The organism is Psychrobacter sp. TB20-MNA-CIBAN-0197, from assembly GCF_040309765.1.
GTDB lineage: Bacteria > Pseudomonadota > Gammaproteobacteria > Pseudomonadales > Moraxellaceae > Psychrobacter > Psychrobacter submarinus.
Map to the genome: position 1 here is coordinate 75,791 of NZ_JBEOPC010000001.1, position 12,809 is coordinate 88,599.

Sequence of the window (12,809 nt, forward strand, 5' to 3'; positions counted from 1 at the left end):
GGCAAATATTATGGCATTTGATAATATTTTGGTGGTTTGCGTAGGCAATATTTGTCGCAGTCCTATCGCTGAGGCGGCTCTTACGCAGCAGTATCCTAATAAGACAATCGACTCTGCTGGGCTCTCTGCTGTAGTCGGTAATGGCGCTGATCCTAACGCTTTGGCAGTGATGTCAGAGCTCGGCATAGATATGTCTGCGCATATTGCCAAGCAGATTGACGAGACGCTAGTGAAGCGCGCGGATTTGATCCTGACGATGTCTAATAATCAAAGCAAATGGATTGAGGATCGTTGGCCGCATTGCCGCGGTAAGACTTTTCGTATTGGGCATTGGATTGACAAAGACATCGCTGATCCATATCGCCATGATCTTGCTGTGTTTGAAAAGGCGCGGCAAGATATCTTTGATAGCCTAAAACCTTGGGCTGATAAAATTAGCTAACGGCTTACCCCTAATTAAGTGATATCGAGTTACTGATATTGAGCTACTAATCTAAGATGATGAACCCAAAGTTATGACTATAGATTCACAAAATAGTGCCAAAACGGCTGTCGAAAAAGAAGACGATGAAATCGACCTAATGGCGCTACTATTAGCGTTATTGCGTGGTTGGAAGACTATACTGTTTTTTGCCATACTGGGGCTATTGATTGGTATCTTATATAGTCGCTATGTCAATCCGACTTATAAATCTGAAGCTCTCATACAGATCGATGAAAAATCATCAGGGGTATCAGCGCTTGGCGGCGATATCTCAGAGCTAATCGGCGCTGAAGATAGTAAAGCGCAGGCGGAAGCTGAATTGATCCGTTCTCGGATGATCTTAGAGCCCGTGATTAACTCGCTACATCTGCGTATCCGTCTGGCTGATCCTGAAGTAGGCGCTATAGATAGAATCGTCAATGACCGTACAAATACTGCTATACATACGCCAGAAGGAGTGTCCCTAACTACGACAGACGGTCAAGCCAATATCAGTCAATTTAATGTCTCGCAAGGCTATCTAAATCAGCCATTTACTCTCACTCGCTCTGAAACGGGTTTTACGCTTAGCAATGAGCTTGATGAGTTTAAAGGTCAGCTGAACCAACCTCATCAGTTCAAAGGGGCGGATGGCCAGATCCAGATTACGGTAAACGATTTACCTGATAATCATGCTATTAGCCTGACTAAGCAATCATTACAAAAGACTACCAATACGATAAATAGCGCGCTATCGGTAGTTGAAAAGGGTCAACAGACTGGTATTATTGAACTGTCCATGACAGGTAATAACCAGCAACAGACTAGTCTTATCCTTGAAGAGATCGTCTTATCTTATGTGGGTCAAAACCAGTCTCGTGGCACTGAAGATACCACTAGAACGCTTGAGTTTATGGAGACTCAAATTCCGGTATTGAGAGAAAAATTAGAAGACTCTGAGGCAGAATTCAATGAGTTTCGAACTAAGTACGGTACCATCGATGTCAGCCAAGAAGCAGAGATTTTATTAGCAGAAAACTCTCAAATTGACACACAGCTCAGTGAGCTTAAGCTAAAAAAAGCAGATCTCACAACGTATTACACTGACGAGCATCCATTAGTTATTCAAATCAATGAGCAAATAGCTGTATTGAATGCTCGCAAGCAAAAAATTGATAATACCATTGCCGGCCTACCAGAAGTGCAGCGTGAGTTCTTAAAGCTATCACAAGATACCGAGATAAATAGAGAGATCTATTTAAATCTACTTAAGAACTATCAACAGCTACAAATAGCAAAAGCAGGTCAAAAAGGCTTTGCGCGTATTATTGACTTGCCTATCAACACCTTTGATGCTATCGCCCCTAAAAAGCTACAAATCATGATCTTAGCGCTATTATTAGGTGGCATGCTAGGAACTATGTTAGTGCTGCTTAAAAACTTATTACGAAACGTGGTTAAAGATCCTGAGCGCCTTGAAGCTAAGACCGGTGTACCAGTCATTGCGACTGTTCCGCGCTCACCACTGTTAACCAGACTACGAAAGAATAAGAAGTCACCAAATCGTCTGTTGGCCCATGCCGATAACAATAGCCTGAGCTACGAGGCGATAAAGAGTTTAAGAACGAACTTAATGTTTGGTATGCCAGTAGTCGGCAAAGTCGGTGAACGTGCTAAAGTCATCTTAATCACCGGTGAGAGCCCAGGGGTAGGTAAATCGTTTATCTCTGCTAACTTAACTGAAGTATTTTCGCAACTCGATAAAAAGGTGTTGATCATAGATGCGGATATGCGCTTAGGTGAACTACATAGAATGTTCGATATGACGCCTGATAATGGTTTAGGAGATTACTTAGCGCAGCAGGGAGAGTTAGCAGCGGCTATACATCCGACCTCTATAGATAATATCGACTTTATGCCGCGTGGACAGCATCCTAAGAACCCATCATCCTTACTCTCAGGTGATAAGTTTGAACAGATGATGACTGAGCTCAATGAGCACTACGATTATATTATTATCGATTCGCCGCCTATCTTAGCTGCTTCAGACGCGATGATTATGTCGCATTACGCGGATAAAGTACTGATGGTCACGCGCTATGATCAATCGGTAGAAGGGCAAGTGGCTTATGCGATCAAGCAGATGCATAAGGCCGATATCCAAGTCGATGGCATCGTCCTTAATGATGTACAACAAGGCCTAATGAGTAAATATAGTTATCACTATAGCTATGCCTATGGTAATAATAGCTAACTATGGTTTTGTGAATATTTAACTAAGCCTATAAATAAAATAGTTGTCCATTATGTCGATAGAGTCTAAGCCTACTAGCGCTCAGCAGCACCAAGAAGCGACCAGTTGGTCGCAACGGGTTGCTGAGTATCTACTAGCGCTACCGCGCAGCGCTAAGCAAGCTATCTTGATGACGGCTGACTTTATGATGTCAGCGGTATGCTTATATTTCGCCATTGCAGCACGCTATGGTTATATGGGCAATCATATCAGCCCAGTTGCGCTATGCTTTTATGCATTAATCCCGGTGATTGGTTTATACCTTATAGGCTTTTATAAAGGTGTTGCCCGTAGCTTTTTTGATTCAGCGATGGGCAAAGTGCTACAACTGTTCTTATTGCTGATCGTCATCGCGCAAGGGGCTCTTTATCTTGATCTGATACCCGGTATGCCGCGTGCCGTACCTATTCTATACTTGTTTTTATTCTTTATTTGGCTTTGGAATAGTCGTTTAACTATTCGCGAGCTACTTGCACGTTGGCAAGGTCAGCGGCCGCAGCGTCAGCTCAATGATGACTCTGATAATGTCATCATTTATGGTGCAGGTGAGGCAGGTAAAGAGCTGCTAGAGGGCCTTAGAAACTCTCATAAGTATAATGTCGTGGCTTTTGTTGACGATGATGTTCAGCTTACCGGCGCTTATGTGTTAGGCAAGCGCATCTATGGTGCTGATGAGCTAGTGAAAGTCGTATCTAAGCTTGATATCTCTCAAGTGTTCTTAGCTATTCCTTCTATCAGCCGTGCTAGCAAGCGGCAAATCATCGACAAGCTAGAAGGCATCTCGATTAAAATCAAAGAGCTACCAAGCCTAGAAGAGATAGTCGATGGTAAAGTCACTGTCAGTAGTATGCGCAAAGTCGATATCTTAGATGTACTAGATCGGCAGACGGTCGAGCCTGATGAGCGCTTATTGCGGCACAATATCACTGATAAATGCGTACTGGTCACTGGTGCCGGTGGCTCTATCGGTAGCGAATTGTGCCGGCAAATTATCATAAATAAGCCCAAAGTTTTGGTACTCTACGAGCTATCTGAGTTTGCGCTCTATAGTATCCATCAAGAGCTGATCGCTCGAGTCGCTAGCAAAGACATCTATCAAGGCATCGAAGTCATCGCAGTGATCGGTAATGTCACTAATGAAGCCAATCTACTACGTGTACTCAAACGCTATCAAATCCAGACCGTCTATCACGCCGCTGCTTATAAGCATGTGCCTATCGTCGAGCATAACCCTTTTGAAGGTGCAATAAATAACAGCAAGGGCACGTATCACTGTGCTCGCGCCGCTATCGAAGCGAAGGTTGAGACTTTTGTCTTGATATCCACTGATAAAGCAGTAAGACCGACTAATGTTATGGGTGCGACGAAGCGTTTAGCGGAATTAGTTTGTCAAGCACTGAGCCAGAAAAATAACCCTAATAACAATCATACCCTTATCAGTATGGTGCGCTTCGGTAATGTATTAGGCTCGTCAGGCTCAGTAGTGCCGGTATTTACCAAGCAAATCGCGCAGGGTAAGCCTATTACTGTGACCCATCCAGATGTCACACGTTACTTTATGACGATCCCTGAAGCGGCAAACTTAGTGATTCAAGCAGGGGCAATGGCAAAAGGTGGGGAAGTGTTTGTCCTCGATATGGGCGCACCAGTAAAGATTGTTGATCTCGCGCGCCGTATGATTCAATTAAGCGGCTTTGAGGTAAAAGACGAAGCCCATCCCTATGGAGATATCGAGATCACCTATACTGGACTACGCCCAGGAGAGAAGCTCTATGAGGAGCTCATAATCGGTGATGACAATGTTGAAGACACCGACCATCCGCTGATCATGCAGGCGATGGAATCTAGCTTTCCTTTGGCGGATATAGAAAAGACATTGAACGAGCTTGCGCAAAGAGCGCAGAACTATGATGTTGATTGGCTCAAACAAGAGTTTCGCTATTTTGTCGCAGGGTATCAATCGGTTTCATAATCAAACATTTTAGTAAAACTCTTCGAAAACAGAATTAAATTTTATAAGGTGCTTTCTATGATTCTATTAACAGGTGGAGCAGGCTACATAGGTTCCCATATGCTACTGAAATTACTAGAATCGAATCATAAAGTAGTTGTTTTAGATAACCTATTAAATAGTAGTTACGAGTCTATCAAGAGAGTCGAAGCTCTAAGTAATAAGCAGTGTATATTTATTGAAGGTGATATAAGAGATAGTGAATGCCTGAATAGTATTTTTGATAAATATAATATCGACGCTGTCCTCCACTTTGCAGGTCTAAAAGCAGTAGGTGAAAGTACCGAAAAACCATTGTTGTATTTTGATAATAATATTAGCGGAAGCCTACAACTATTAAGGTCTATGCAAAAATACAACGTAAAGAAAATAGTATTCAGCTCTTCTGCTACCGTATATGGCGATCCAGACGAATTACCAATTTCTGAAGAATGCCCTATGTATATGCCTACGAACCCTTACGGCTATACAAAAATGGCGGTAGAGCAAATGCTAATGCAGGTAGTAGAGTCTGATCCTACTTGGGCAGTAGCTACGTTGAGGTATTTCAATCCAGTTGGCGCACATGAGAGTGGCATGATAGGTGAAGACCCTAATGGCACTCCCAATAATCTTTTGCCCTATATCGCTCAGGTTGCAGTTGGTAAAAGAGATAAACTCTCTGTTTATGGTAATGATTATGCTACCCATGATGGGACAGGTATACGCGATTATATACATGTTATGGACTTGGTTGAAGGGCACTTAAGAGCATTAGATTATATAGTTAACAATCTAGGATACCATGTATGGAATCTAGGAACTGGTAGCGGCCATTCTGTTTTAGATATGGTGAAAGCATTTGAAAAAGCCAGTAACACTAACATCCCCTATCAAATTGTAGAGAAAAGAGCTGGTGACATTGCTAGTTGTTATGCTGATGCGACTAAAGCTCATCAACAACTAAATTGGTTTGCCCAAAGGTCTATTGAGGACATGATGAAAGATACTTGGCGATGGCAATCTCAAAACCCTGATGGTTATACTAATTAGTAATATCGATTGATAGATACTATACAGAGAAAACTTATGCACAATATTAAAAATTCGAAAATTGCGGTCATCGGTCTTGGATATGTAGGGCTACCATTGGCAGTTGAATTTGGTAAGCATCACTCAGTTGTCGGCTTTGATATTAATACTGATCGTATAGCTGAACTAATATCAGGTACAGATCATACTTTAGAAATAAATAATGAAGAGTTATCTCAAGCAACACATTTGAGTTTCAGTTCAGAAATAGCGGATCTCCAAGAATGCAATTTCTTTATAGTGACTGTACCTACGCCTATCGACGATTATAAGCAGCCGGATCTGACCCCTTTGATCAAAGCATCAGAAGCTATCGGTAGTCTACTTAAAAAAGACGATATTGTCGTTTATGAGTCTACTGTGTACCCTGGCGCAACTGAAGAAGTATGTATTCCAGTATTGGAGCATGTTTCTGGACTTATCTTTAATCAGGACTTTTATGCAGGATATAGTCCTGAGCGTATCAACCCAGGAGATAAGGAGCATAGAGTTACTAATATTTTGAAGGTAACTGCAGGTTCTACACCTGAAGTCGCAGACTTCATCGATAGTGTTTATAACTTGATTATTACCGCTGGTACACATAAGGCATCAAGCATCAAAGTAGCAGAAGCGGCAAAGGTGATCGAAAACACCCAAAGAGATGTCAATATTGCCTTAATTAATGAGTTAGCCGTTATCTTTAATAAAATGGGTATCGATACTCAAGCGGTCTTAGAAGCAGCTGGCACCAAGTGGAACTTCTTACCTTTCCGTCCAGGTCTCGTCGGTGGTCACTGCATCGGTGTAGATCCTTATTACTTGACTCATAAAGCGCAAGCGATTGGTTATAATCCAGAAATTATATTGGCCGGTCGTCGCTTGAATGACAGCATGGGTGAGTATGTGGTCACGCAGTTGGTCAAAACCATGATTAAAAAGCGTATTCAAGTTGAAGGTGCCAAGGTATTGGTCTTAGGGCTGAGTTTCAAAGAAAACTGTCCTGATGTGCGTAATACTAAGGTTATAGATATTGTCCATGAGTTAGAAGAATATAATATTGAAGTTGACGTTTATGACCCTTGGGTAGATAAAGCAGAAGCTGAGCGTGAGTATAATATTACGCCTATCAGCAAACCTACTGTAAATAACTATGATGGTATTATCTTAGCCGTCGCGCATAATGAGTTCGTCGATCTAGGTATCGAGCAGATTAGAGCGTTTGGAAAGAATGAACACGTGCTTTACGATTTAAAGTATGTTTTCACTAAAGAAGACACTGATATCCGCCTATAAATTTATAAAAAATACGGAAAGTAATGGTTATGACGTTAACTGCATATGAAAAAATTAAAGAGTCGCTAATTAACGAGCCAAAGACATGGTTAATTACTGGGGTAGCGGGGTTCATTGGTTCTAATTTACTTGAAACTTTACTATTACTAAATCAAAAAGTAGTCGGTTTAGATAATTTTGCGACGGGTTTTCAGCATAATTTAGATGAAGTACAGGGTTTGGTCAGCAAAGATCAGTGGCAGAGCTTTACCTTTATAGAAGGTGATATTCGTAATTTAAATGACTGTCAGACAGCATGTACAGGCGTGGACTACGTACTGCATCAAGCAGCCCTAGGTTCGGTGCCACGCTCTATCGCTGACCCTATCAATACCAATGATACCAATATCTCAGGCTACTTAAATATGCTCGTAGCAGCTCGTGATGCTCAGGTAGCTAGCTTTACCTATGCGGCGAGTAGCTCAACGTATGGCGATCATCCTGCGTTACCAAAAGTCGAGAATGCTATTGGCAATCCGTTATCACCCTATGCGGTAACTAAATATGTCAATGAGCTATATGCAGATGTATTCTCACGTACTTATGGCTTTAAGACCATTGGTCTGCGTTATTTCAATATCTTTGGTAAACGCCAAACACCAGATGGTGCCTACGCAGCGGTAATACCAAAGTGGACGGCTGCTATGATCGCAGGTGATGCAGTCTATATTAATGGTGATGGCGATACCAGTCGCGACTTTAACTTTATTGAAAATGCAGTACAAGCTAATATTTTGGCAGCGACTGCTACCGAAGAAGCCAAGAACCAAGTATATAACGTGGCAGTTGGTGGTCGTACTACCCTTAATACACTGTTTTCAGCACTGAAAGAACATTTAAGTGCTAACGGAGTTAGCTATACTCAAGAACCAGTCTATCGAGATTTCCGTGAAGGAGACGTGCGTCATAGTCAGGCTGATATTAGTAAGATACAAGGTGCACTAGGCTATGCGCCACAGTTTGATATTATTCAAGGTATTGAGAAAGCGATGCCTTGGTATGTTCACTCACTTCAAAATAAACTGTAGATGAAATTATATGTTAAGCGTCATAAAAGAGCTATTTTCTTTACTTTCTGAGAAGCAACGTAAGCATTTTTACATATTACAGTTTCTAGTCATTCTTATGGCCTTTACAGAGCTACTAGGGATTGCTTCTATTGCTCCCTTTATGGCATTAGTAGGTGATACGAGTTTGCTACAACAGGAAGGTATTTATTCTAAGCTATATCAGTTTTCGGGGATAAATAGCCCTGTTGACTTTGTATTTGCTGCCGGTTGTCTAGTGCTTTTAATGCTTACAATATCTACTATAGTGTCTATGCTCACTACTTGGCGTTTAGCGGTGTATGGGGCAAGCGTGGGTACAGAACTTGCAGACCGCCTATATTCTTACTATATGCAGCAGTCTTGGCTATTTCACGCCAGTGGTAGTAGCGCCCAGCTTACCAAGCAAGTATCTACTGAAGCTAATAGAATCAGTGGAGGTATTATTCAGCCTTTGATGAGTCTTAATGCTAAGTTAGTATTGGCCTTATTTATCTCAGTAAGTATCTTTATCTACAACCCTATTATTGCTCTAGCAGGTATATTTGCCTTTGTTTTAGCCTATATGATTATGTACAAGCTCGTGCGTAAGTCCCTTATACTTAATGGGCGTAGACTATCAGAAGTTTCTACGCAAAGATTTAGATTAATGAATGAAGGCTTTGGTGGTATTAAGGATGTATTGCTATTAGACCGTAAGTATGACTTCATAGATAGGTTCACAGAGGAAGGTGGGTTGCAAGCTCGCGCGCAGGGAACGAATAATACGATTAGCCTAGTGCCAAGATTTTTTGTTGAGCTGCTGGCTTTTGGAGCTATGATTAGCTTAGTACTCGTCTTAATAAAAAGTTACGATGGAAATTTAGGGCAGGTGCTTCCGGTATTAGCTATTTATGCATTAGCTTGTTTTAAACTACTGCCTGCTTTACAGCAAATTTACTCTAGTATTACGCAGATTAAAGGGAACTCAGCAGCCTTTGAAGCTGTTAAAGAGGATTTACAGCAATCGAAAATAACTAAGAATGAGCTCAATGAAAAAACAGTATCTCCAAAACTAAAGTTTGAGCAGCAAATTAAACTTGATAATATTACTTTTGCTTATCCCAACAAAGAGAATTACGCTCTCAATAATGTCAGTATCTTTATTCCTATTAATCATGTGATAGGCATCGTGGGCTCTTCCGGCTCAGGTAAATCTACTTTAATCGATATCATTCTGGGTCTACTGCCTCCTCAATCTGGTCACATTTATATTGATGACACGCTTATCACTGAAGATAATATAAGGGGCTGGCGAAATAACTTAGGTTTTGTGCCCCAAAGTATCTTTTTGAGTGAAGGTAGTATTGCTGAAAATATTGCTTTTGGGATATCCGCTAATGAAATTGATTATAGTCAAGTGCTGAAGGCTATTGAGCTGGCACATTTAACTGAACTGGTTGAAGAGTTACCTAAAGGACTTCATACCAGAGTGGGTGAGCGTGGAGTACAACTTTCTGGCGGTCAGCGCCAGCGCATTGGTATTGCTCGAGCCCTTTATAATCAAGCAGATGTTTTAATATTTGATGAAGCGACCAGTGCGCTTGATGGTATCACTGAGAAAATAATCATGGATGCTATTCATGATTTTAGTGGCCAAAAAACTATTATTATGATTGCCCATCGTCTAAAAACAGTTCAGAAGTGCGACACCATCTATCTAATGGAAAAAGGTAAAGTCGTTGACCAGGGCACCTACCAACAGCTTGTAGATAACAACCCTAAATTTAGAGAGATGGCAGAGCATTCTTAGCTTCCTATAATAGGGCATATATAAAGGTTTAATCATGAAAATATTAGTTACAGGTGGCGCAGGCTTTATCGGCTCTGCTGTTATCCGCCATATTATCCATAATACGGACGACGAAGTCTTAAATATTGATAAATTAACCTACGCGGGTAATTTAGAATCTCTCAAAGAGATTGATCAAAATCCAAGATATACATTTCAACAGATTGACATTTGTGATGCAGAGGCGGTAGAGAAAGCTTTTAATCAGTTCAAACCTAACCTAATCATGCATTTAGCCAAAGTTGGCAAAGTTATTACCATAACTAACTCTTTAAATGATTTAACATTTAAGCAAGACTATCAAATAAATACCTTCAATAGCCCGACGTTAGAAAGCGCAATAGATATGGCAATTGAGTCAGCAAATATAGACGATTCGGAGCGACTTAGTAGTTATTCGGCATCGATTAAAACAAAGCATACTATGTCGTTTAAAACGCTTAAAAATTATTGGAAAAATTTTGACTAAAGCCTAATAAATAAATGCTTTTTAAAGTTGTTGTATATCAATAGATAAGCTTAAGTAGCTGAGCTTTGGAAAGCTAATAAATATTTTAATTCTTAAATATCTCGTAAATATGAGTTGCTTACAACATAACTACGCTAAAGGAATTTCTAAATGTTAAGTAATAGTACTATTCTGATCACCGGCGGAACAGGTTCATTCGGTAACACTTTTGTTCCCATGGTGTTAGAAAAATATAACCCTAAAAAAGTTATTATTTTTTCACGTGATGAAATGAAACAATGGGACATGGCCAAAAAATTTATTGGGGATGATAGAGTCCGCTTTTTTATTGGTGATGTTCGTGACAAAGAGCGCTTATATCGTGCATTAGATGGAGTGGATTATGTCGTTCATGCGGCTGCAACAAAAATTGTACCTACAGCTGAATATAATCCTTTTGAGTGTGTAAAAACCAATATCAATGGCGCTATGAACTTAATTGATGCTTGTATTGATAAAGGTGTTAAAGGAGTTGTTGCGCTATCGACGGATAAGGCCAGCAGTCCAATTAATTTATATGGTGCGACCAAACTAGCATCAGACAAACTATTTGTTGCAGGTAACTCATACTCTGGTGAACATGGCACTAAGTTCTCAGTAGTGCGTTATGGTAACGTGATGGGTTCACGCGGTTCAGTCATCCCTTTCTTTATGTCTATTAGAGACAAAGGCGTATTGCCTATTACTGATAAGCGTATGACCCGCTTTATGATTTCGTTAGAAGATGGTGTGGAATTGGTTTGGCATGCTTTTGAAGATATGGTCGGTGGTGAGATATACGTCAAGAAGATTCCATCAATGAAGATGACTGATTTGGCTCGCGTTGTAGCTCCAGAAGCCAAGCAAGAAACCATTGGCATCCGTCCTGGCGAAAAACTTCATGAACAAATGATCAGTGCTGAAGACGCCTATTACACCTACGAATATCCAGAGCATTTCAAGATTTTACCCACTATTAATCATTGGGCAACTGATCCTAAACGCATTAAAGACGGTAAACGTGTACCAGAAGGTTTTGTCTATGCTAGCGATAACAACTCTGAATGGATGAGTGACGAGCAACTTCAAGAGTGGATCGAAATCAATCGTGAAAAAATCGGGAGCATCTAAATGATTCCATATGGTCGCCAAGATATTAGTCAACAAGATATTGATGCGGTAGTTGAAGTATTACAATCTGACTTCTTAACGCAGGGACCTAAGGTGCCTGCTTTTGAGAAGTCCGTTATGGATGCCTGTAACGCTAAGTATGCAGTAGCGGTTAACAGTGCAACCTCTGCCCTACATATCGCTTGTCTCGCATTAGGACTTGCTAAAGGGGACTGGTTATGGACAACACCTAATACCTTTGTGGCATCTGCTAACTGTGGCTTATATTGTGGTGCCCAAGTGGACTTCGTTGATATCGATCCTCGTACTTATAATATGTCTGCCAAGGCTTTGGAACAAAAGCTTATTATTGCAGAACAAGAAGGTACACTGCCTAAAGTCGTCATTCCTGTTCATTTTAGTGGACAGCCCTGTGATATGGCAGCCATTCATGCCTTATCTCAGAAATATGGCTTTAAGGTTATTGAAGATGCTTCTCATGCTATCGGTGGTAAATATAAAGACGAGCCTATCGGCAATTGCCGTTATAGTGACATCACTGTCTTTAGCTTCCATCCTGTAAAAATCGTAACCACTGCTGAGGGTGGCATAGCAGTTACGAATGATCCTGAGTTAGCGGAGCAGTTAAATCTGTTACGCAGCCATGGTATCACTCGTGATGAAGGCTTAATGACTAAACCTGCTGATGGACCCTGGTATTATCAGCAAATTGAGCTTGGTTATAATTACCGCATGACGGATATGCAAGCTGCCTTAGGCGTTTCGCAAATGCAGCGCTTAGATGAGTACGTTGCTAAACGCCATAATTTAGCTGAGCGTTATAATCAGTTACTGAAAGACCTGCCTATTACATTACCTTGGCAGATTGAGGACAGCTACTCAGGTTTGCATCTATATGTGATTCGTTTGCAATTAGATAAGATATCCAAAACCCATCTTGAAGTATTTAATGGTATGCGTGAAGCAGGCATCCTGGTAAACCTTCATTATATTCCAGTACACTTGCAGCCTTATTATCAGGAAATGGGCTTTAACGAAGATCAATTCCCTGAAGCTGAGCAGTACTATAAAGAAGCCATTAGCTTACCTATGTTTCCAACCATGACTGAAGATCAGCAAAATCAGGTTGTCTCTAGTCTAAAATCTATTCTAGAGGCTTAAA

At 40.8% G+C, this 12,809-nt stretch carries 10 protein-coding genes; all 10 read left to right on the plus strand.

Annotated elements, in window-relative coordinates; all coding sequences use genetic code 11:
- Nucleotides 1-10: 10 nt before the first annotated feature.
- The 10 genes from AAEY83_RS00310 (at nucleotide 11) to pseC (ending at nucleotide 12,808) form a co-directional block, all read left to right on the plus strand.
- Nucleotides 11-442, plus strand: a complete 432-nt coding sequence (locus tag AAEY83_RS00310) for a low molecular weight protein-tyrosine-phosphatase (protein ID WP_025647174.1) — start codon at nucleotides 11-13, stop codon at nucleotides 440-442.
- Nucleotides 443-515: 73 nt separating this feature from the next.
- Nucleotides 516-2,717 (plus strand): polysaccharide biosynthesis tyrosine autokinase, encoded by a 2,202-nt coding sequence (locus AAEY83_RS00315; RefSeq protein ID WP_025647173.1) that lies wholly within the window; start codon nucleotides 516-518, stop codon nucleotides 2,715-2,717.
- 52 nt (nucleotides 2,718-2,769) lie between these two features.
- Nucleotides 2,770-4,728 (plus strand): polysaccharide biosynthesis protein, encoded by a 1,959-nt coding sequence (locus AAEY83_RS00320; RefSeq protein ID WP_025647172.1) that lies wholly within the window; start codon nucleotides 2,770-2,772, stop codon nucleotides 4,726-4,728.
- A gap of 57 nt (nucleotides 4,729-4,785) precedes the next feature.
- Nucleotides 4,786-5,799 (plus strand): UDP-glucose 4-epimerase GalE, encoded by a 1,014-nt coding sequence (galE, locus tag AAEY83_RS00325; RefSeq protein WP_037059832.1) that lies wholly within the window; start codon nucleotides 4,786-4,788, stop codon nucleotides 5,797-5,799.
- Between the two features lie 36 nt (nucleotides 5,800-5,835).
- Nucleotides 5,836-7,113 (plus strand): Vi polysaccharide biosynthesis UDP-N-acetylglucosamine C-6 dehydrogenase TviB, encoded by a 1,278-nt coding sequence (gene tviB, locus AAEY83_RS00330; RefSeq protein ID WP_025647170.1) that lies wholly within the window; start codon nucleotides 5,836-5,838, stop codon nucleotides 7,111-7,113.
- 23 nt (nucleotides 7,114-7,136) lie between these two features.
- Complete coding sequence (locus AAEY83_RS00335; protein ID WP_025647169.1) at nucleotides 7,137-8,180, plus strand: NAD-dependent epimerase/dehydratase family protein; 1,044 nt, start codon at nucleotides 7,137-7,139, stop codon at nucleotides 8,178-8,180.
- Nucleotides 8,181-8,190: 10 nt separating this feature from the next.
- A complete protein-coding gene (locus tag AAEY83_RS00340; RefSeq protein WP_025647168.1) occupies nucleotides 8,191-9,990 on the plus strand; it encodes an ABC transporter ATP-binding protein in 1,800 nt (599 codons plus the stop codon).
- Between the two features lie 34 nt (nucleotides 9,991-10,024).
- On the plus strand, nucleotides 10,025-10,498 hold the full coding sequence (locus AAEY83_RS00345) for an NAD-dependent epimerase/dehydratase family protein (RefSeq protein WP_025647167.1): 474 nt from the start codon (nucleotides 10,025-10,027) through the stop codon (nucleotides 10,496-10,498).
- Nucleotides 10,499-10,648: 150 nt separating this feature from the next.
- Complete coding sequence (gene pseB, locus AAEY83_RS00350; RefSeq protein ID WP_025647166.1) at nucleotides 10,649-11,647, plus strand: UDP-N-acetylglucosamine 4,6-dehydratase (inverting); 999 nt, start codon at nucleotides 10,649-10,651, stop codon at nucleotides 11,645-11,647.
- Entirely contained in the window at nucleotides 11,648-12,808 is a 1,161-nt protein-coding gene (gene pseC / locus AAEY83_RS00355) for a UDP-4-amino-4,6-dideoxy-N-acetyl-beta-L-altrosamine transaminase (protein WP_025647165.1), read from the plus strand.
- Nucleotide 12,809: the final 1 nt, after the last annotated feature.